This is a genomic window from Anaerospora hongkongensis (assembly GCF_004339805.1).
In the GTDB taxonomy this organism is placed as follows: domain Bacteria; phylum Bacillota; class Negativicutes; order Sporomusales; family DSM-15969; genus Anaerospora; species Anaerospora hongkongensis.
This window is the reverse complement of sequence record NZ_SLUI01000016.1, coordinates 1-21,030: the sequence shown is the minus strand read 5'-3', so window position 1 is coordinate 21,030 and position 21,030 is coordinate 1. Positions and strand designations below refer to the sequence as shown.

Here is a 21,030-nt window from a genome sequence, read left to right as displayed (position 1 = left end):
TGGTTTTATCCCCTTTGTTAGTGGAGCGATCTTTAGCTGCCATATTATCACCTCCTGTTTTTAGTCTTCCCGTTCCTAGGCTTTGTAATGAACAAAAAATCAAAACAGATTTATCCTGCGGCACCTTGATGATTCTATAACTAAGATTTCTGGCAATCGTATAAGAGCTGTGCACAGGGGTATAATGGTAAAGTAGTTATTTGACAGGGGGGACGCTAATGAGAATGAGTAGAGTGCCGGTAGAAAGAGTGTATATGGGACGTATGCCTTTCAACGGTAATAACTATGAATTTACAATTGATTGCGGTGCCGTATATTTTGATGCTGTTTATAACGATGAAGGGTCATTATTGCAAATTAATCAATACTTTTACAGTGAGGCGGATGCGGATGATGAACTAGAAGCCGCCAGTGAAGAAGAGGAACTGTTAAGTATTGATTGCCGGGATTTTCCTGCTAAGGCGTATTTGCTGACGAAAGAAGAGAAGGGGAACGAATGGCTGCGGTTTCACGCGATCGTTCCAGAAGCGATTGATCCGGAGTACTTCTACCAAAAATATCTTGGTGCTTAACTGTTGTGATAAAAGGCCGCTGAATAGCGGTCTTGTTTATTTTATGTAAAAAAATGGTAAAAAACAGCAAGTTGCTTTCGCTCTGCTAAGAAAACTCCAAATTTTAGATTGTAAATATATGGAAAATGAGGTTATTTTGTCGAAATACCTTGCGCCGCTAAGGAGGCAGTAATAGCCAGGTTCCCCGCTACTGCTCACTTCCGGCCGCAGAAGCCGAAAAGAAGCGGAAAAATTCGACATATCTACTGCCGGCAAAGCAGTATTGTGTCAGTTTTTTACGATTTTTAATTGGTCTATTTTTGCAGGAAATACAATTATTTACAAGAATGTTATTCATCACCTTACTTCAAAGGGATTGGAAAAAAGGGGATGAAAGACTATGTACTCTGCTGAGGCTGTAAATAATAAAGTGGTTTATTTGAGCCGTGAAGAAGAGGATAGAGAGTATTTCGAAACTGCGAAAAACGGCATTGTCTTTGTTGATAGTGCCATGAAGTTAAAAAATCTTAACCGGGAAGCAGAAAAGATATGCGGAATAGAGCGGAACAAAGCAATTGGAAAACCGGCAGACTTAGCATTTCGGCATTTAGGTGAAAAGTTTTTGCGTATTTTTACCATTTCCGAATATGATGATATTTATACGACGACCTTGAAGGTGCGCGTTAAGGAACAATATATCTATGTCCATGTGGATACACTTAAACTGCGTGACGCCAATGGCAGTGTAAGCGGCGTTATTGTGATTCTTCAAGATCTGTCTGCGATTCGGGCTGCAATCAAGCAGATACAGACGACGCAAATGCTGATGTCGTTAGGTGAATTAGCAGCAGGTGTGGCACATCATGTTCGGACGCCGCTGACCACGATCAGCGGATACCTGCAGGTTATGCTCAATCGCCTTGAGGATAATCAGTATACGGTGCGCCGCGATGTGGTTGAAACAATGCTGGATGAAGTGTCTTACATCAATAATGTCGTCAAAGAGCTTGTTTTATTTGCTAAGCCGCAAATCAGCAAAGAACCGTTTGTTAATTTGAACCGCGTCGTAGAGGAAGCGCTGTTATTAACCTTTAAAGAGCTGGGCGGCGAAAAAATTGCCATAGACAAGCAGCTTGTGGCCAATTTGCCGACGATCATGGCTGATAGCAATAATTTAAAGCAAGCATTGGTTAATATTATGCAAAATGCTATGGAAGCAATGGTTGAGGAGGGAACGTTAACGGTAAGAACCTGGCTTCATGCGGAATTGAACATGCTTGTAGTTGCCATAACCGATACCGGCGTTGGCATTGGACAGGAAATCCTTCCCAGGGCCTTTGAGCCTTTTTATACGACCAAGCTTGACCGCATGGGACTTGGCCTGCCTATAGCGCATCGCATCGTTGCTGAGCATGGGGGCTTTATCAACATCAGTGCCGATGAAACAAAAGGAACCAAGGTTCATGTATATTTGCCAATCAATGATGACCGCATTCGCCGCCTTACCGTGGTACATCAGCAAATTCTCAATTTGCAATAAGCCAATTTACGCAGTCATAGTCCTCGGCATCCCTTCATATTAGTTTAGTGTTGCTAAACTAGTTAAAGAAGGGATGTTTGTGTTTTATGTGCGCGTAGTGTTAGTGGTTGTCCTTGTTTTGTTTTTAGCCATTCTTCCAGGCTACGCAAGCCGCAACCCGGATTTACTTTCCCCGGCTGTCGTTATTAACTTGCCGAGCCGGACGTTAGAACTTTATTCGGGCAATGTGCTTGTCAAGACGTATCCTGTTGCAATTGGCAAGTTTTCAACGCCAACTCCAGTAGGGTCGTTTTCTATCTACAATAAAGAAGTTGATCCCGGCTGGTATCCACCGAAGGGTGGTCCGGTTGTTCCTTCCGGTCCTGATAATCCCCTGGGCTATCGCTGGATGGAGTTTTTACCCATGTATGGCATACATGGCACCAATGCACCCTGGGCGATTGGTGAGGTCGTTTCCAATGGCTGTGTGCGCATGCAGGAAGAGGACGTCGAGGAACTATTTGAAATTATCCCTTATGGAACACCTGTCACGATAACCTATGACCGGGTTAAAGTGCGAGTTGATGAAAGCCAGGTGTCAATCGGTATTTATCCGGATGTGTATGATCGAGGCAGTATTTCGGCAGAGGAGGTCAAGCAGAGATTAGCTGCTCACAATTTGCAAGGTATTGTTGATGATGCATACATCAGGCGGCTGATTGAGGAAGAGGCCGATCAGCAAGTGACAATTGCGCGTTTTTTCCAGATAAAAGTGAATGATAAAACACTGGCGGAACATGCTATTATTCAGGATGATACAAGTTATATTCCTGTTTGGGCAATTGCCAATCTTGTTAAGGTAAATATTATTTGGAATGAACAGACTCAGAGTGTCAAGGCTGGTTCCCATGAAGTGCCAGGGACAGTAAAAGGGAATGTCATTTATGTCAGTGCACAAAATCTCCAGCAGCTTTTCGGCGGTCAAGTACTAGTAAAAGCAGAGGATAAAGTGGTAGAATATAATATGTACAGACTTGTACTCAATAATAAAGTGATTGCCGGTGAAGCAAGAATGGCTGGTGAGGTCGTAGCGGTACCTGTTTTAACTGTTGCTGATTCGCTGGGCTACAAGTATATATGGGATGGGGCCAACAAAACTCTTTTGATTCAGAATAAACCCATTCCGATTGTCATGCTTGATAATCAGCCTTATTTGCCAATTACCCAGCTGTATGACTGTTTACAGGCTTATGTATTTTTAAATCAACAAGCGTATACCATAGAACTTACTTATCCTTTTACGCCGCAATAGAAAGGAAGTTAATTCCTTTCTATTTTTTTACATGCCGGTACTTGTCAGGTCTAAACGGGTAGGATAATGGCGTTAGCATTCACTGGATTCGATCTGACGGGGTACTAGCGTACTTACAAGATAAAGAGGATTTTGTAGATAAGATGCCAATATATACAGTTTAATATGACAGAATGATTTGTCTGGTAGCAGCTTGATAAGCTCAAGGATACGTCTAAACAAAATGAAACCAATATTTTGACTGATAATAGGATGGTGAGTACATGTCCGATAAATTTGTAATTGTTGATGGCAGCAGTCTGGTTCATCGTGCTTTCTATGCATTGCCTCTGCTGAGCACAGCAAGCGGGCAATATACGAACGCCGTATATGGCTTTACAACGATGCTGCTCAAACTGATTGAGGATGTGAAACCGGACAGTATTGCCGTAGCTTTTGATAAGGGCAGAATTACATTCCGGAATGAGCAATATAAAGAATATAAGGCCCAGCGGAAACCGACCCCCAAAGAGTTATCGGAGCAGTTTTCCCTTGTGCGTGATGTGCTGAATGCTTTAGGCATTACGGTGCTTGAAAAAGCGGGGTTTGAGGGTGATGATATTATTGGCACCCTGGCTGTGCAGGCTGAGAAACGGGGCTGCGAGGTTATCATTGTAACAGGGGACCGGGATGCACTGCAGTTAATTACCAATCAAACTAAAGTGCTGCTAACGAAAAAAGGTATTTCCGAAATGGACCTGATGGATGCTGCTGCTGTCGAAGCAAAGTATGGTGTTACTCCTGCACAAATCATTGATTTGAAGGGATTAATGGGGGATACTTCGGACAATATACCTGGTGTGCCCGGCGTTGGGGAAAAAACGGCAACGAAACTAATCGGTGAGTTTGGCAGCATGGAAACCTTGCTGGCAAATCTTGATAAGGTATCCGGGAAAAAGCTGCAGGAAAATCTGCGCAATAACGTAGATTCCGCTATAATTTCGAAAAAACTGGCAACCATCCAGTGTGATGTTCCGTTAGATGACCTGCCGGACAGCTTTATTATGCAGCCCCAGGTGGACAAGCTGTATGAGCTGTTCACCCAGCTGGAGTTTAAGAGTCTCGCGGCGAGAATTGTGTCAATCTTTTCGGAAAGCCCTGCTGAACTGACGGATAAACCTGTTGAGCAGCTGCCAATGGTGGAAATAACCGTTAACAGCGAAGAAGTTCTCAATATCCTTTCCAGAGCCCGGGCTGCTGAGGTGATTTCCGTTTTTCCGCTGCTGACTGGACATATTCCTGCAGTGGAATTAAAAGGACTGGCTATTGCTTTTGATGATGAATATTATTATATTGATGCTGCTGCCGGGCAATGGGAGGAAGTACTTGGGCTGCTGGCTGATCAGGCAGTGCGCAAGCTGACGCATGATGCGAAGAAGATCCTTAATGCCTGCTTTTCGGCCGGCATCGAGGCAAGGGGTATTGTGTTTGACACGTATCTTGCCGGATACTTAATTGAACCGACGGCCAGTGAGTACTCATTGCCGTCGTTAGCCGCAAAATACTGTCAGCGGCAGGTGGATTGGACGGAAAAAAAACAAGGGCAATCGCCGGAATATGTTTGCTGGGCTGCGCAGGTGATTCACGAACTATATCAGCCACTGCAGGAACGCCTCCAGAGTGCAGGCTTGGACATTCTGTTTAGTGATATTGAGCTGCCTTTAATAAAAGTACTGGCATCAATGGAGTCAACCGGCATCCAGGTAGACCGTCAGGCGCTGCAGAACATGGCAGCGGAAATCAATGAGCGGATTGGCTGGCTGCTTACGGATATTTATCGCCTGGCTGAAGAAGAGTTTAATGTAAATTCTACGAGGCAGTTAGGCAGTATTTTGTTTGAAAAGCTCAAGCTGCCGGCCACAAAAAAAACAAAAACAGGCTATTCGACAGATGCAGAGGTGTTGGAAGGGCTGGCCGGCCAGCATGAGATCATCGATAAGCTGTTAGAATACCGTGTGCTTACCAAACTGAAGTCTACCTATCTTGATGGCATGGAAGTACTGATCAATAACAAGACTGACCGTATTCATACGACTTTCAATCAGACGGTGACGGCAACAGGCCGTCTTAGCAGTTCTGATCCTAATCTGCAGAACATCCCGATTCGAACAGAAACCGGCCGGCGTATCCGGGAATTATTTGTTCCCGGAGAAGGCTATGACTATATTATGTCAGCCGACTATTCGCAGATCGAATTGCGCATTCTCGCGCATATATCGGGTGATCCCGGCTTGCAGGATGCTTTTGTTGCCGGACAGGACATTCATACTCGAACTGCTTCAGAAGTATTCGGCATACCTCTTGCCGAGGTAACCGGAGAAATGCGCTCGCGGGCGAAAGCGGTAAACTTCGGCATTGTTTATGGGATCAGCGATTACGGTTTATCTCGTGATATTGGTGTTACCCGCAAGGAAGCGGGCCAGTACATCGATAGCTATTTCGAACGCTATAAGGGTGTAAAAAAGTTTATGGATGAAGTAATTGCTAATGCCCGTTCGACTGGCTATGTAACCACGCTGTTTGGCCGGCGAAGATTTTTACCGGATATTAACAGCAGTAATTTTAATCTTCGTTCTTTTGCTGAGCGGACAGCGATGAATACCCCGATTCAAGGAACTGCTGCCGATGTTATTAAAAAAGCAATGATTGATGTTTCTGAAGCACTTCGGGAGAACCAGCTTTCCAGCAGATTATTGCTGCAGGTTCATGACGAATTAGTACTTGAGGTGAAAGCGGAAGAAGCGAATATGGTCGGTGATATTGTCAAGGAAGCTATGGAGAGTGCAGTTCTGCTTTCCGTACCCTTAATAGCTGATATAAAAAGTGGCCCGAACTGGGCCAAGGCAAAATAAAAGGGGTGGATACTATGCCTGAATTACCGGAAGTGGAGACCATTAGACGTTCGCTGGTTGACAAAGTAAAAGGCCGTCGGATTCAGGGTGTAGAGATATTGCTGCCCCGCCTCATCAAATGGCCGTCGGCTTACGAATTCCAGGCGCTTGTAACTGGGAAAACGATCCTCCAGTTAGATCGAAAGGGAAAGTATCTGATTCTGCGTTTGGAGGATAACATGACACTGGTTATCCATCTACGCATGACCGGGCGGTTGTATTTTGTTACGAATGATGACAAAACAGACCGTTTTACACACATTATTTTTGATCTTGGGGACGGAGCCAAGCTGCTATATGCGGATACACGCACATTAGGGACCTTATATGCAATGCCTGAAAGTGAGCTGTGGCGCATCGCCGGATTGGCCAGCATGGGGCCGGAGCCGCTTACACAAGAATTCAGCCACGCTTATTTCAGGGGTTTGCTGGCAGGCCGTAAAGGCAGAATTAAAGCCTTGCTGCTTAACCAGAAACTAATTGGCGGACTAGGCAATATTTATGTAGATGAAGCACTGGCCATCGCGGGCATCGATCCGGATCGTCTGGCCTGCTCTTTGAACGATGAAGAGGCGGCACTGCTATACGAAGCTGTCAATCAGGTTATTTATGACGGGATTCATCATGGGGGCACTTCTTTTCGGGATTACCGTGACGGAGAGGGGAAAAGTGGCAGTCATCAGAATTATTTGGCAGTTTACGGACGGAAGGGGCAGCCCTGCAGGCGCTGCGGCGCACCAATAGAACGCAAAGAAGTAGCTGGCAGAGGTACGCACTACTGTCCGAACTGCCAGCGTTAACGGAGGCTATCGTGTATACAATTGGGTTAACCGGAGGCATTGCCAGCGGAAAAAGCACCGTTAGTGCCATGCTTGCTCAACTTGGAGCCGTTATTGTGGATACGGACAAAATTGCTCGTGAAATTGTCGAACCGGGACAACCGGCATGGCAGGATATTGTTGCTGCTTTTGGAGAAGGCTGTCTTCTTCCCGGTGGTTATCTTAACCGAAAAATGCTCGGTGACCTGATTTTTTCTGATAAAAATAAAAGGCGGCTCTTGGATGAGATCACTCACCCTTATATCCAAAATACTGCGCAGCAGGCGCTGGATGCGGCCGAACGGCAGGGAGCCAAGGTTGCTGTCCTTGATGCACCGTTGTTGATTGAAGTTGGCTGGCAGTTTATGGTGCAGGCTGTTTGGGTTGTTTATGTTGATGCCCAAAAACAAGTGAGCCGGTTAATGCAGCGGGACAAAATAAGTTGCAGTCAGGCACTTGACCGAATCGGCTCGCAGATGAGCTTACGCGACAAGTTGTCTTATGCCGATGTTGTTATTGATAACAATAAAGAGCTGGCTGCAACACGGCAGCAGGTAATAATTGCCTGGCAGGGCATTGCAGCTAATCAGTGAAAGTGCATCATAATTTAAAATAATATACATAGGCTGTAAAAAGTACAGTATTTAGATGGAGTGATTACTATTGCGCAGGATAGCCTGGCTGAAAGTTTGGCTCGTTGTTGTTATGCTTTTAGCGGTTGGCAGTTACGCAGTTTTTTGGAGTGACTGGTTTCAGAAGAAGTTTGTTTATCCGTTACCCTATCAGAATTTGGTGTATCAATATGCAATAGAAAATAATATAAGTCCTTATCTGGTAGCAGGAGTTATTCTGGCGGAAAGCAAATTTAACCCTCAGGCAAGATCGCCGAAAGGCGCTACCGGACTCATGCAGATTATGCCTGAAACTGGGCAGTGGATTGTCAGTCAAATTGAGAATGAATATGAGAGCGTTGGTGATCTAACTGATCCGGAAACCAATATTCAACTAGGGACTTGGTACCTGTCCTCCCTAAAAAAGGAGTTTTCCGGTAATGAAGTTTTGATACTTGCCGCTTATAATGGCGGCAGGGGCAATGTAAAGCAATGGATGAATAAATACGGCTGGACACAACAATTTGACGGCATTGAGCAGATTCCGTTTAAGGAAACACGGGAATACGTGGGGAAGGTGCTGCGCAATAAGCAGCGCTATGAAGAGCTATACGGCCGCTAAAATGAAGGGGTGGTTTTTTGCGGAAGCGAGCGGTTTGTTTGTTTATCTGTCTGGTGCTTACTGCTGTTATCTTCGCGGGGTGCGGTAAAAAGAATGATTCCGGCCAGCCGCAGGCGGCAAAGCAGGTACAAAAGGGTGGTCAACTGGTATATGGCAGCCTCCAGGAGCCCAATTCGTTAAACCCGCTGCTTTCTGATTTAATGGCTACTGCAGAAATTGGCAGGCTGGTTTTTAGCGGTTTGCTTACGAATGATGAAAAGGGCCAATGGGTTCCTGACCTTGCGATGGAAGTGCCGACCCGGCAAAATGGCGGCGTCAGCAGTGACGGACTGACGATTACTTACCGGCTGCGGCCGGGAGTTACCTGGCATGACGGAGTGCCATTTTCGGCGCAGGATGTAAAGTTTACCTGGAATTTAATTATGAATGGGCAAAATAAGGTTGTAATTCAGGAAGGTTATAACCAAATTGCTGCGATTGACACGCCCGATAATCAGACGGTCATTATCCGCTTTAAGGAGTATTACGCTCCTTATTTAACGCTATTTTCCACCATTCTTCCTAAGCATATATTAGAAGGCAGCCCGGATATAAGTAAATCATCTTTTAACCGCAATCCAATCGGGACGGGACCATTTAAGCTTAAAGACTGGAAGATTGCCGAAAGCATTACCTTTGAGGCAAATAGTGCTTATTTTCTCGGACGGCCGACACTTGATACTATTCTGTATAAGATCATCCCGGATACTAATATTTTAATTACGCAGTTAAAGTCTGGCGATATCGATCTTGTTAACAATATTGTTCCTACTCAGCTGGATCAGGTCAAAGCAATAGCCAATGTCCGTACGGTTATCACTCCGGGCATGGTCTGGGAGCATCTCGACTTTAACCTGGATAACAGTCTGTTTCAGGACGTGCGGGTACGCCAGGCGATTCAGCTGGCAATCGACCGGCCGGCGATTGTAAGTGCAGCACTTCGCAATGTTGGTGGTGTGGCACTAACTGATCAACCGCCTTTTTCCTGGGCTTATAACAGCAGCATCAAAGCCGCGGGACGTGACATAAATGGGGCCAGAGAGCTGTTGACGCAGGCGGGCTGGGTCCCAGGAGCAGACGGAATTTTTGCGAAAGACGGGCGCAAGTTAGCATTTACACTTGTTACAACAAGCGGAAATAAAATGCGTGAGGCAGTAGCTCAGCAGCTTGTGCAGCAAATGAAAGAAGCGGGAATCTTTTTGCAAGTTCAATATGCAGATGTTCCGGGATTCTTTGCAGATGTTCTTAAGAATCGCCGGTTTGAGGCGGCTATGTATGCCTGGGTTGCAGGAATTGATCCTGAAAATAGTCGCTTATGGCATTCAAAAGCAATTCCGGGACGGTCAAACGGCTATGATGGACAAAATTACGGTGGCTGGCGTAATCCTGAAATCGATAAGTTGACAGAAATGGGCAAAATGACAGTCGATACGGAGCAGCGGCAGCAAATTTACTTCCGGATACAGGAGATAATGGTACAGGAAGTACCTGTTGTGCCGCTGTATTACCGGGCAACAATTGATGTTGTCAAAAACAACATTGCTAACTACCGGCCTAACCCTACACCGGCAGGCAATTTCTGGAATGCATGGCAGTGGGGACTTATGAAATAAAGTAATTTTTTTATTTATTATGTAAAAATATCTTGACGCTTTTAAAGTGTTATGGTAATATAAATCATGTCGCTGATGGCGATATGATCAATGCGGTCGTGGCGGAACGGCAGACGCGCTAGTCTCAGGAACTAGTGGGAGCAATCTCGTGGTGGTTCAAATCCACTCGACCGCACCATATTCTTTATACCCCTCACCATGCGGTTGTGGCGGAACGGCAGACGCACCATCTTGAGGGGGTGGCGGAGAGATCCGTGTGAGTTCAAATCTCACCAACCGCACCATATGTGAATTAAAAGCTTACAAGCATTATGTTTGTAAGCTTTTTTGTTTTGTTACCAGGGATTTGTGTTGAAGCTGTATTTCGCTTGACAACTATACAATGAATTTGATAGTATATATATAAATAAAAAATGCATAAAAATTAAAACATTCACCTAATATGCAGATTTCTTTATTGACGAATGGTGTGTATCTTAAAAAGATTCCTTGCTATTTGGCAAGGAGTTTATTATTTTTTCTAATATGATTTATTAATAATTATTCAAAGGTGGAGTTATGATGAAGGGAAAATTAGTCCTGGAAGATGGAAGCTGCTTTTACGGACAACTGATTGCCGGTGAGCATACTACCGGTGAAGTCGTTTTTAATACAGGGATGACTGGTTATCAAGAGATTCTTACGGACCCGTCCTATTGCGGGCAAATTGTTACCATGACGTATCCGCTGATTGGCAATTATGGTGTTAATACGGACTTTGACCAGTCGAGAAAGCCTTTTGTAAAAGGCTATATTGTCAGCGAGCTTTGTAATAAGCCTAGTAACTGGCAGTCGGAAGACACACTGGTCAGCTATTTAAAAAAACATAAGATTTCCTGTTTGTATGATGTAGATACACGGGCCATCGCTAAGCGGATTCGTTCTGCCGGCACCATGCGAGGCTGGATTGTTGCGGAAGATACTGAGGAGTCGGAGCTGCAGCAGTTAATGAATAGTCCTCTTCCTAACCAGCAAGTAAAAGAAGTGACTACGCAAGATGTATACAAGATGCCGAATACGGGATACAAGGTAGTTGTCATGGACTTTGGCATTAAACAGAATATCCTTGATTCCCTGCATAAAACAGGCTGTGAATTAATCGTCGTCCCGGCACATACCGATGCAGCAACAATTTTGTCTTACCAGCCGGATGGGATCTTCCTGTCCAATGGACCTGGTGATCCGCAGGATGCGGATTATGCAATCACAACCATAAAACAGCTGCTTACGGAAAAACCGATTTTTGGAATCTGCCTGGGGCATCAATTATTGGCACTCGCTTTGGGGGCGCAAACATATAAACTAAAATTTGGACACCGCGGTTCTAATCATCCTGTTAAAGATTTGACATCAGGGCGGGTTTATATTACGTCCCAAAACCATGGTTATGCTGTTGATGAGAATTCTATCGACAATCTGGAGGTTGTTGTTACGCACCGGGCTGTTAATGACGGTACCATTGAGGGGATTAAGCACAAAAACTTACCCCTATTTTCCGTCCAATATCATCCCGAGGCTGCGCCGGGACCGGATGACAGTGCTTATTTGTTTACCGACTTCATTTCGTTGATGGCCAAGGAGGATTATCATGCCTAAAAAGCAGCATTTACAAAAAGTAATGGTTATCGGTTCTGGTCCGATTATTATCGGCCAGGCCGCTGAATTTGATTATGCCGGCACGCAGGCCTGTCAGGCTTTAAAGGAAGAAGGTCTGGAGGTTATACTGGTTAACAGCAATCCGGCAACGATTATGACCGATGCGAATATTGCTGACCGGGTATATATTCAGCCCCTTACGCCGGAAGTAGTAGAAGAAATTATTGCCAAAGAAAGGCCGGACGGATTGCTTCCCACGCTTGGCGGACAGGTGGGATTGAATCTTGCGGTTAAGGTTGCCGAACAAGGCATTTTAGCTAAGTATCAGGTAGAATTATTAGGAACTCCGCTGGAGGCGATTAAGAAAGCGGAAGACCGGGAATTGTTTAAAGCAACGATGGAGCAAATTGGGCAGCCGGTACCGGAAAGCATAATTGTTGAGCATTTTGACGAAGCGCTGGCGTTTGCGCATAAGATTGGTTACCCGCTGATTGTCAGACCTGCTTATACATTAGGCGGTACTGGCGGCGGCATTGTAAACGACGATGTTGAACTGGAAGAGATTGTTGCCAAGGGTTTAAAACACAGCTTGATTCATCAAGTGCTGCTGGAGCGCAGTGTAGCCGGCTGGAAGGAAATCGAATATGAAGTTATGCGGGACGGAGCGAATAATTGTATTACCGTCTGCAATATGGAAAACTTTGACCCGGTAGGCATTCATACGGGTGACAGTATTGTTGTTGCACCATCGCAAACCCTGACGGATCACGAATACCAAATGTTGAGAACGGCTTCTTTAACAATAATCCGTTCCCTGGGCATCGAGGGCGGCTGCAATGTCCAGTATGCACTTGATCCGTACAGCCGCCGCTACTATGTCATTGAGGTAAATCCGCGGGTCAGCCGTTCCAGTGCCCTGGCATCCAAAGCTACCGGCTATCCGATTGCAAAGGTAGCAACTAAAATCGCGATTGGCTACCACCTGGATGAAATTAAAAATGCAGTTACGCAAAAAACAATGGCATGCTTTGAGCCTGCTTTGGATTATTTGGTCGTCAAGTTCCCCAGATGGCCGTTTGATAAGTTTGCGCATGCCGACCGGATACTGGGTACCCAAATGAAAGCGACCGGTGAGGTGATGGCAATTGATCGTTCTTTTGAGAGTGCCTTATTAAAGGCTGTTCGCTCGCTGGAAATTGGTGTCCATAGCTTGCAGCTTTCGACAACGACCGAATTGTCGCCGCAAGAGATCCGGCATAAACTAGGCGTCGCCAATGATGAGCGCTTGTTTGTCATTGCCGAAGGAATGCGGTGGGGAATAAGTATAGACGAAATCCACGAAAGAACGGGCGTTGACCGGTTCTTCCTGGAAAAAATCCACAATATTATTGTTATGGAGCAGCGGCTGTGCCGTGAGGAGCTGGCGCCGGAGCTGCTGGCGGCTGCTAAGAAAATGGGCTTTGCCGATAAGACGATTGCCGAACTTAGCAGGAATACGCCGCACGCCATTCGTGATCTCCGCCACAAATGGCAGATCAGGCCCAATTACAAGATGGTAGATACTTGTGCAGCTGAATTTGAAGCAGTAACCCCCTATTTTTACTCCAGCTATGCGCAGGAAGATGAAGTCAATGTTACGGACCGCAAAAAAGTTATGGTGCTGGGATCGGGACCGATCCGGATTGGCCAGGGGGTAGAGTTTGATTACTGCTCGGTTCATTCCGTGTGGTCTCTTAGAAAAATGGGCTTAGAAACAATCATTGTTAACAACAATCCCGAAACAGTCAGCACCGACTTTGATATATCGGATCGTTTGTACTTTGAACCGCTTACGCCAGAAGATGTGTTAAACATTATTGAAAAAGAGCAGCCAGAAGGGGTAATCGTTCAGTTTGGCGGTCAAACTGCCATTAATCTGGCCGGTCCGCTGGCTCAGGCAGGCGTACCGATTCTGGGAACAGCAGTAGAGGATATTGACCGTGCTGAAAACCGGGAGAAATTCGATGCATTGCTGGAAAAACTGGATATACGCCGGCCGGTTGGCGCGAGTGTGACCAATTTCCAGGATGCCCTTAGCAATGCGGAACAAATTGGCTATCCTGTAGTGGTTAGACCTTCTTATGTGCTGGGCGGCAGGGCGATGGAAATCGTGTATAATGCCCAGGAATTAGAAGACTACATGACAAAGGCTGTTAAGGCATCGCCGGAGCATCCGATCTTAATTGACCACTATATGCAGGGAACAGAGGTAGAAGTAGATGCGATTGCCGATGGGCAGCACGTCTTGATACCGGGAATAATGGAGCATATAGAAAGGGCGGGCGTTCATTCGGGCGATAGTATTGCCGTATATCCGCCGCGCAACCTTTCCTCCGCCGTCATTGAGAAAATTGTTGATTATACAAAACGGCTGGCGCTTGGGCTGAATGTCAAAGGACTTATTAATATTCAATACGTAGTGGTTGACGAAACGGTATATGTGTTGGAAGTGAATCCGCGTTCCAGCCGCAGTGTGCCATTTCTAAGCAAAGTAACGCATATTCCGATGGTAGATATCGCTACTCGTATTGCCATGGGAGCTAGTTTAGCAGACTTAGGCTGCCAGTCAGGGCTTTTGGCTCCAGCCGATTATTGGGCAGTAAAAGCGCCGGTGTTTTCCTTTGCAAAAATGCAGCAGGTAGATATCGGCTTAGGGCCGGAAATGAAATCAACCGGTGAGGTAATGGGGATCGCGCCTCAGTATGAGCAGGCCTTATACTTAGCCTTGGTTGCTGCAGGGATGAGTATTCCCCGTAAAGGAACGGTGCTGTTTGCCATCGCGGACAGAGATAAGCAGGAAGCGGGAAAAATTGCCGCAGGTTACCAGGCATTAGGCTATACTTTGGCTGCTACCAATGGAACAGCGGATTATTTGCGGTCTCTCGGACTTGAGGCAGAAAAAATTGATACAAAACCGGCAGCAGGCTCCCATCACGTACAGAACGCAATCCGCTCTGGTAAAATAAATATGGTGATTAATACAATAACCCGCGGCAAGCAGCCGGAAAGAGAAGGCTTTAAACTGCGCCGGGCAACGGTGGAATATGGTATTCCCTGCTTAACCTCGATGGATACAGCACGGGAAGTTATCAGCATCGCTAAAGATATCCAAAACCATACGATGCCTCCCATTATTGCCATGCAGGATTATGAGGAACGGTTTACCACAGCGAATAAATAGAACGCAAAAATCAAAATAATTAATATTTTATCGTAAACTAGTTAAAAGATAGTTGATTTTTTCCGGGACTCATGATATTATTAAATCCCGGTAAGGTTGAAACTTTGCCGGGATTATTGCGGCCCTGTGGTGTAGCGGTCTAACATGCCGCCCTGTCACGGCGGAGATCGACGGTTCAAATCCGTTCAGGGTCGCCAATTGCGGAAGTAGCTCAGTGGTAGAGCATCGCCTTGCCAAGGCGAGGGTCGCGAGTTCGAATCTCGTTTTCCGCTCCATAGGGGTATAGCTCAATTGGTAGAGTAGCGGTCTCCAAAACCGTTGGTTGAGGGTTCAAGTCCTTCTGCCCCTGCCAAATCACAAAGCCCACGGAAGTTACATTCCGTGGGCTTTGTGCGTTGTTTATCCGTTGAATTCCTGTTCTTTTACCTTCAATACCTCATCGCGTAAGCTGAACCATACGTGCTGGAATAATTCATTGTAACGCAGTGTGGTTCTAAGTGTGGCTATATCACGGGGACGGGGCAAGTCGATATTGACGATGGTTTTAATTGTTCCCGGATGAGCAGTCATGATCATAACCCGGTCACTGAGACAGAGTGCTTCATCGATGCTGTGTGTGATAAAAACGGTAGTCTTGTAGGTTAGTTCCCAAATTCTGAGCAATTCCTGCTGCAGGATAATACGGTTTTGTTCATCGAGAGCACCAAACGGTTCATCCATCAGCAGAATTTCCGGGTCATTTGCAAAAGCGCGGGCAACGCTGACCCGCTGTTTCATACCGCCTGACAGCTGGCAGGGATATGAGTTGGCAAATTTCGATAGGCCGATCATTCTGATAAACTTATCGGCAATTTCGGTGCGCTGTTTTTTGGGGATGCCTCTCATTTTTAATCCATAAGCCACGTTATCGCGAACCGTCATCCAGGGAAAGATGGATTGCTCCTGAAAAACCATGGAGTTGACGGGGCGGGTAGTATCGTTTGCCTTGAGTTCGAACGTACCGGATGACGCTTCTTCCAGTCCGGCCAGGATGCGCAGCAAAGTTGTCTTGCCGCAGCCACTCGGGCCAACTATGGAGAAAAATTCGCCATCCCTGATCGTGAGATTTATATCTTGCAAAGCCCATACCGGATCGGATTGTGTTTCGAAATTTTTGCTGATATCCTGGAGGATAATTTTCACATCGCTATCGCTCATAGTAACACCTCCTAGCGGCACTGCTGCTTCCAGGGTAAAACCCACCGTTCCAGTATATCGAGTGCTATAGAGAATATATAGCCGAGCGCAGAGAGGGTCATTAATGCAACAAACATTTGCTCGATATCAAACATATCGTATGAGCGCCAGATCATCCAGCCGACACCTGCTTTAGCGGCAGATAATTCGGCGGCTACGATGAGAATCAGCGCCATTCCCATACCGAGCTTAAGGCCGGCGAAAATCATGGGGAGTGCTCCGGGAAAAGCAACGGTAAGGTAGAAATCTTTGCGGCTGGCTCCAAAGTTTTTCGCTACGTCTAGGTAGATTTTGTCAATGTTTAAGACGCCAGCCATCGTATTGATTACAACTAAGTAAAAGACGCCGATGGCAATGGTAAATACCTTTGATGTTTCTCCCAGCCCGAAAACCAGGAGAATAAGGGGCATGATAGCAAGTTTCGGGATCGGATAAGTAGCTGCAATCATCGGCTCAATAGCCGAGCGAACAAGCGGTGACAGGCCCATACTCATGCCGATCAGAATGCCTGGTATGGAACCGGCTAAAAAGCCTAATATAACACGCTGTACGCTGATTGCCGTATTATAGAGTAATTCTCCGGAGAAAAGCAGGGGAAAAAATGTTTGAATGATACTGCTCGGGCTGGAGAACAACCGTATGTCAATAATCTGAAAGCGAGCTAGTAATTCCCAGAGCAGGAGGAGTGTTAGCGGCGATAACACCGATAAGGTGCGAATGAATAAAGTTGTAGTTTTCATCTTTGTCATATTATTGATACTTGCCCAACGATTTTATGGCGAAATTAACATATTTGTTGTCTACAACATCCTCCAGCTTCAAGTCGGGTTTTATTAAATTATTCTGTTTATACCAGTCAATATCAAGTGCAATGCCTTTCATTCGTACATAACCATCCGGGTTAAGGCCGGTGGGGAACATTTTTTCATAAAGCTTAGCATCCTTAATAACCGAATACTTGCATAGTATGTCAATGATCTCTTGCTGCTTGATGTTTTTAAAGAAAGCGTCATTATAGTCACGCACGGATTTTACGTAGGCAGCCATGAAGCGGTTGGCCAGTTCGGGACGCGTTGTCATGCTTGTGCCATAAACGAGCAGCGCTGTTTGGGCATCGGGATCGTAGTCACTGGGATCTTTCCACGGATCGATAAAATCCTTGGCAATGCCTTGCGTGATAAACGGCTCTATAACCATAGCGGCATCAATGCTTTTATTGGACATTGAAACCAGCATATCAGGAAATGCGCGAATGATTTGCAGATCGACGTCTTTTGTGGTCAGGCCGGCTTTTTCCAAAACGCGGACTAATGCGATTTCATCAAGGGAGGCAGTGCCGACGATAGCGATCTTCCTGCCTTTTAAATCTTGGTAATCGTTGATCACTCCGACCAGATCTTTGCGAATAACGAGACGATAGTAGCCTTTGCCAGCCACATTAATTCCTTTGTCGGCTACTATTTTTACCGGGATGTCACGGGACATGGCGTTTAACAGACCTGCGGCTGTAACGGTTGCGCCGACATCAAGCTGACCGGCAGCCAGCTGATTAATCATTTCCTGGCCCGAATTGAATTGTACGGGCTCGATGGCAATGCCTAAATCCTTGTAATAGCCTCGAGCCATTCCGATTAGAATGCCTGCATCCGAGATGACTTGCTTCATACCGACCTTAACTACCGTCTCCTGTGGGAGTGGCGTTAAGCCGGGCGCCCAGGCGGGGCTGGCTTGCTGAGGCTTGGAACTTTGCTGAGTTGGTGTGGTTTGCCCGCAGGCAGTGATTAATAATGTTACCATTATTAATATGGCCGTCAGGGCAGGCCAAAAACGTCTTCTCATAAGACATCCTCCTTTTCTCGTTGAGATTAATGCATAGTATTCAGCACCGGGAAAAATGGTCACTCAAGGTAAGAGGTTTTTACGAATCTGCACAGAATACTTACTACACTAGGTGATAAAAATTATGGAAAAAATAATAGAACAATTAAAAGAATGGTCATATTTGCAGACGTTGGAACAGGAGTTTGCCGGATTTACCCTAACGACAGAGTTGATGCAATGTGAAAGCCAATACCGGATATTCACTTATCATAACTCCGGCAGCTATCGTAGTTTTTCTGTTTTGTACGACGAGGCTACTAAGGAATTTCTTGCCCGTATCGTCATTGGTTTAACCGAAATGTGCGATATCAGTTTTATCGTCAGTGATTTGAATGGGTTAGAACAGCTGTTAAATGTAAGAATGAAGGAAACGATACGCCAACTGGCTTCGTTTGACCCAAGTACGCTGTGCAGCAGCTTCAGGGAAAAGAAGATAACGGAATGGGCTTTTGGCGCTCAGCTGCCACAGCAGGTGGCAGGATTTGCACTGTACATAACGCCGCTTAAGCCAGTAAAATCACTAAATGGTTCGTATATTATTATTGATTACAGTGATTTTTCGGTAGATTCTAATCTTCTGATCTATTATAATATTTATCGTGACGAATTTTTTGGTGAACTGCGTGTTCGACGAACCCCGCGAGTAATCAGTACCTTTGATACTAAGCAGCTGAGTGAACTGGAGCAGTGTTTAAAGACGCACCTGGAAAAAACTTTGACGGAGCTGCGGCTGGAACTCACATCAGCAAATGCTGGTGAAGGGAGGACTTAAATTGGCAAAAATATTGATTTGTGATGATTCTGCCTTCATGCGGATGATGCTGCGCCGAGTGCTGGAAGAAAACGGGCATGAAGTAGTCGGTGAGGCTGGTGATGGGCAGGAGGCAGTACAGTTATATGGTGAATATAAGCCTGATTTGGTTACCATGGATATCACGATGCCTAAAATGGATGGTATTGAAGCAGTAAGGCATATTCACGCTGAAGATTCTACGGCGCGTATCATTATGGTTACGGCTATTGGCCAAAAGACAATCATAACAGATGCCATTGCGGCCGGAGCAGCTGATTTTATTGTGAAGCCATTTGATGCGGTTCAGGTTGTTGCTACAATAGAAAAAGTTTTAGAATAAAAATTTACAAAACTACTTGACAATAATCTAAAAAACGATATAATAGATCTTGCGGTTGCTGCTGATGCAAACGAGATGGTAAACGAAATAAAAAAACATCTTGACATGTTGGAAGCAATCGAATATAATAGTATATGCAGTTTGTAAATGGCCCTGTGGTGTAGCGGTCTAACATGCCGCCCTGTCACGGCGGAGATCGACGGTTCAAATCCGTTCAGGGTCGCCATTTGCCTCGGTAGCTCAGTCGGTAGAGCAGAGGACTGAAAATCCTCGTGTCGGCAGTTCGATTCTGCCCTGAGGCACCATGTATTCTGCGGAAGTAGCTCAGTGGTAGAGCATCGCCTTGCCAAGGCGAGGGTCGCGAGTTCGAATCTCGTTTTCCGCTCCAGTTACGGCGACATAGCCAAGTGGTAAGGCAGAGGTCTGCAAAACCTCTATTCCCCAGTTCAAATCTGGGTGTCGCCTCCAAAAGCCATACATTGCATTTAGCAATGTATCATGCCGGGGTGGCGGAACTGGCAGACGCAACGGACTTAAAATCCGTCGGATGGAAACATCCGTACCGGTTCGATTCCGGTCCTCGGCACCAGTAAATAAAGACCTCGCAATTCTTGCGAGGTCTTTATTTTTTTGTTTTGTATGGTAATCCCATACAAAGTTTCCCTGGCGTGGCCAGGGAGTTTTTTTGTTTAAAATAAGTAAAAGCGCTAAATGATTATTTTACTAGTCTTTAGAAAAGACTAGATAAGAAGCAGTGATCGAAAAGGAGGGATCATCACATGGCAACATACCCGGGCCTCCAGGAATATTTCGGAGAGGGTGGGTGCTATCGTATCGGTTATACGGGAGATCAGCCAACTATAGACGTTTATTTACGCAGTGTGCCGGCCTTTGAACTTTCCGGCAGCGGGCAGTTGATCTTGCCGGAGCCGTCTAAGCGAAGCTATCCTGACATTCAGTTTATGATTGATGAGGATACTAGTAATTGGTCGATTGTATCGTTTACTGCCCAATCGTTTGGCTTAACTGGCGTTAATGAATTTTTGGCGGAGTTATTGCAGCGTGATCGAGATTTAACGCAGGTAGATGAATTGTTGCCGGAGCTGCAGAGTTTGCTTCGTCAGCCACATTCGGTTTGGGGACAGTATTCAACTGAACTGGACAGCAAATATACGCAAAGCCGACTACATAACGTATGGCTGGACTATCATCCAGGCATTTAAAAACACAGCCCGCACTCATATGGAGTGCGGGCTGTATCTATGATTAAAGAAGCGTTTTCGATTATTCTTCGTTAGAAACGGGAGATACGCGTGCGCCAAAATTTTTCCGTGAGTAGAGCATCCAATTCTCAATTATCTTCTTGCGGGAAAAATCATAACGATTGGCTGAGACTTTGTCTCCGTTTCGTTTGGCAGTTTCGCTAAGGTCATATAAAACGGTCCCAATCGTAGAGGTAAAAGTGTCTAAAAATTTATGTAAATCTTCAGCATTTCCACCTGCCGGAAGTTTTTCTGGCAAAGGTAGAGCAGCACTTTCACTTACACTTATTAAAGTGGAAAAGGCGGCTTCTAGTTTGTCGTCGGGTAATTGGTCAATCAGTTTATGCAATTCTTCTCGGTTCATGTTGTTTCCTGCCTCTCATGTGGTGTTGATATCATTGTACATGAAACTGGCCAAGGTGCAAATTGTTTTACTGCGAAAAAAGTGTTTTTAAACTCAATGAAAAAAGTGTTTGACATGTAAACATAATAATGCTACTATATAGAAACCGCATCAAGCGGTGCAAAAAAAGCAGTAGAAAAGATAAAAAATATGTTGACAGAACAAAACAGTTATGTTAACATAAATAAGCTGTCACCGCGACAAGCGATGACAACGAAAACAAAGTGTTCCTTGAAAACTGAACA

17 protein-coding genes and 10 tRNA genes are annotated in these 21,030 nt (G+C 45.5%); 23 read left to right on the top strand and 4 right to left on the bottom strand.

Annotated features, from left to right (window positions below):
* The first annotated feature begins 218 nt into the window (after nucleotides 1-218).
* The 15 genes from EV210_RS19125 (at nucleotide 219) to EV210_RS19055 (ending at nucleotide 15,222) form a co-directional block, all read left to right on the top strand.
* Complete coding sequence (locus EV210_RS19125; RefSeq protein ID WP_132082964.1) at nucleotides 219-572, top strand: hypothetical protein; 354 nt, start codon at nucleotides 219-221, stop codon at nucleotides 570-572.
* 379 nt (nucleotides 573-951) lie between these two features.
* Nucleotides 952-2,091 (top strand): two-component system sensor histidine kinase NtrB, encoded by a 1,140-nt coding sequence (locus EV210_RS19120; RefSeq protein ID WP_132082963.1) that lies wholly within the window; start codon nucleotides 952-954, stop codon nucleotides 2,089-2,091.
* A 79-nt stretch (nucleotides 2,092-2,170) separates the two neighbouring features.
* Nucleotides 2,171-3,382, top strand: a complete 1,212-nt coding sequence (locus EV210_RS19115) for a L,D-transpeptidase family protein (protein WP_243650639.1) — start codon at nucleotides 2,171-2,173, stop codon at nucleotides 3,380-3,382.
* A gap of 263 nt (nucleotides 3,383-3,645) precedes the next feature.
* Complete coding sequence (gene polA / locus EV210_RS19110; RefSeq protein WP_132082961.1) at nucleotides 3,646-6,273, top strand: DNA polymerase I; 2,628 nt, start codon at nucleotides 3,646-3,648, stop codon at nucleotides 6,271-6,273.
* A gap of 14 nt (nucleotides 6,274-6,287) precedes the next feature.
* Nucleotides 6,288-7,112, top strand: coding sequence for a DNA-formamidopyrimidine glycosylase (mutM, locus tag EV210_RS19105; RefSeq protein ID WP_132082960.1), 825 nt, complete (start codon nucleotides 6,288-6,290; stop codon nucleotides 7,110-7,112).
* 11 nt (nucleotides 7,113-7,123) lie between these two features.
* Nucleotides 7,124-7,723 (top strand): dephospho-CoA kinase, encoded by a 600-nt coding sequence (gene coaE, locus EV210_RS19100; protein ID WP_132082959.1) that lies wholly within the window; start codon nucleotides 7,124-7,126, stop codon nucleotides 7,721-7,723.
* Between the two features lie 70 nt (nucleotides 7,724-7,793).
* Nucleotides 7,794-8,363, top strand: coding sequence for a lytic transglycosylase domain-containing protein (locus tag EV210_RS19095; RefSeq protein ID WP_132082958.1), 570 nt, complete (start codon nucleotides 7,794-7,796; stop codon nucleotides 8,361-8,363).
* Nucleotides 8,364-8,380: 17 nt separating this feature from the next.
* Entirely contained in the window at nucleotides 8,381-10,015 is a 1,635-nt protein-coding gene (locus EV210_RS19090; RefSeq protein WP_132082957.1) for a peptide ABC transporter substrate-binding protein, read from the top strand.
* Nucleotides 10,016-10,107: 92 nt separating this feature from the next.
* Nucleotides 10,108-10,193: transfer RNA gene (locus EV210_RS19085), tRNA-Leu, on the top strand.
* A 22-nt stretch (nucleotides 10,194-10,215) separates the two neighbouring features.
* Nucleotides 10,216-10,299 (top strand) — tRNA-Leu (locus EV210_RS19080).
* Between the two features lie 277 nt (nucleotides 10,300-10,576).
* Complete coding sequence (gene carA / locus EV210_RS19075) at nucleotides 10,577-11,650, top strand: glutamine-hydrolyzing carbamoyl-phosphate synthase small subunit (protein ID WP_132083035.1); 1,074 nt, start codon at nucleotides 10,577-10,579, stop codon at nucleotides 11,648-11,650.
* Complete coding sequence (gene carB, locus EV210_RS19070; RefSeq protein WP_132082956.1) at nucleotides 11,643-14,870, top strand: carbamoyl-phosphate synthase large subunit; 3,228 nt, start codon at nucleotides 11,643-11,645, stop codon at nucleotides 14,868-14,870. Before carA ends, carB begins: the two co-directional genes overlap by 8 nt.
* A 120-nt stretch (nucleotides 14,871-14,990) precedes the next feature.
* Nucleotides 14,991-15,067 (top strand) — tRNA-Asp (locus EV210_RS19065).
* 3 nt (nucleotides 15,068-15,070) lie between these two features.
* A tRNA-Gly gene (locus tag EV210_RS19060) sits at nucleotides 15,071-15,145 on the top strand.
* A gap of 1 nt (nucleotide 15,146) precedes the next feature.
* A tRNA-Trp gene (locus EV210_RS19055) sits at nucleotides 15,147-15,222 on the top strand.
* A gap of 47 nt (nucleotides 15,223-15,269) precedes the next feature.
* On the opposite strand, the gene EV210_RS19050 is transcribed toward EV210_RS19055, so the two are convergent.
* Genes EV210_RS19050 through EV210_RS19040 form a run of 3 tightly spaced genes read right to left on the bottom strand, consistent with a single transcriptional unit; the run spans nucleotide 15,270 to nucleotide 17,945 of the window.
* Nucleotides 15,270-16,067 (bottom strand): ABC transporter ATP-binding protein, encoded by a 798-nt coding sequence (locus tag EV210_RS19050; RefSeq protein ID WP_132082955.1) that lies wholly within the window; start codon nucleotides 16,065-16,067, stop codon nucleotides 15,270-15,272.
* Nucleotides 16,068-16,078: 11 nt separating this feature from the next.
* Nucleotides 16,079-16,855 (bottom strand): ABC transporter permease, encoded by a 777-nt coding sequence (locus tag EV210_RS19045; RefSeq protein WP_132082954.1) that lies wholly within the window; start codon nucleotides 16,853-16,855, stop codon nucleotides 16,079-16,081.
* A gap of 1 nt (nucleotide 16,856) precedes the next feature.
* Complete coding sequence (locus EV210_RS19040) at nucleotides 16,857-17,945, bottom strand: ABC transporter substrate-binding protein (RefSeq protein WP_132082953.1); 1,089 nt, start codon at nucleotides 17,943-17,945, stop codon at nucleotides 16,857-16,859.
* Nucleotides 17,946-18,069: 124 nt separating this feature from the next.
* Between EV210_RS19040 and EV210_RS19035 the strand changes: the two genes are divergently transcribed.
* The 8 genes from EV210_RS19035 (at nucleotide 18,070) to EV210_RS19000 (ending at nucleotide 20,343) form a co-directional block, all read left to right on the top strand.
* Nucleotides 18,070-18,759, top strand: coding sequence for a hypothetical protein (locus EV210_RS19035; RefSeq protein WP_132082952.1), 690 nt, complete (start codon nucleotides 18,070-18,072; stop codon nucleotides 18,757-18,759).
* 1 nt (nucleotide 18,760) lies between these two features.
* A complete protein-coding gene (locus EV210_RS19030; RefSeq protein ID WP_132082951.1) occupies nucleotides 18,761-19,120 on the top strand; it encodes a response regulator in 360 nt (119 codons plus the stop codon).
* A gap of 149 nt (nucleotides 19,121-19,269) precedes the next feature.
* Nucleotides 19,270-19,346, top strand: a tRNA-Asp gene (locus EV210_RS19025).
* 3 nt (nucleotides 19,347-19,349) lie between these two features.
* Nucleotides 19,350-19,425: transfer RNA gene (locus EV210_RS19020), tRNA-Phe, on the top strand.
* A gap of 8 nt (nucleotides 19,426-19,433) precedes the next feature.
* A tRNA-Gly gene (locus tag EV210_RS19015) sits at nucleotides 19,434-19,508 on the top strand.
* Between the two features lie 5 nt (nucleotides 19,509-19,513).
* Nucleotides 19,514-19,588: transfer RNA gene (locus EV210_RS19010), tRNA-Cys, on the top strand.
* Nucleotides 19,589-19,620: 32 nt separating this feature from the next.
* Nucleotides 19,621-19,709 (top strand) — tRNA-Leu (locus EV210_RS19005).
* 190 nt (nucleotides 19,710-19,899) lie between these two features.
* Nucleotides 19,900-20,343, top strand: coding sequence for a hypothetical protein (locus tag EV210_RS19000; protein ID WP_132082950.1), 444 nt, complete (start codon nucleotides 19,900-19,902; stop codon nucleotides 20,341-20,343).
* A 61-nt stretch (nucleotides 20,344-20,404) separates the two neighbouring features.
* Here the strand turns inward: EV210_RS19000 and EV210_RS18995 are convergent, their stop codons facing one another.
* Nucleotides 20,405-20,746: a hypothetical protein gene (locus tag EV210_RS18995; RefSeq protein WP_132082949.1), complete on the bottom strand. Its 342-nt coding sequence runs from the start codon at nucleotides 20,744-20,746 to the stop codon at nucleotides 20,405-20,407.
* Nucleotides 20,747-21,030 lie beyond the last annotated feature (284 nt).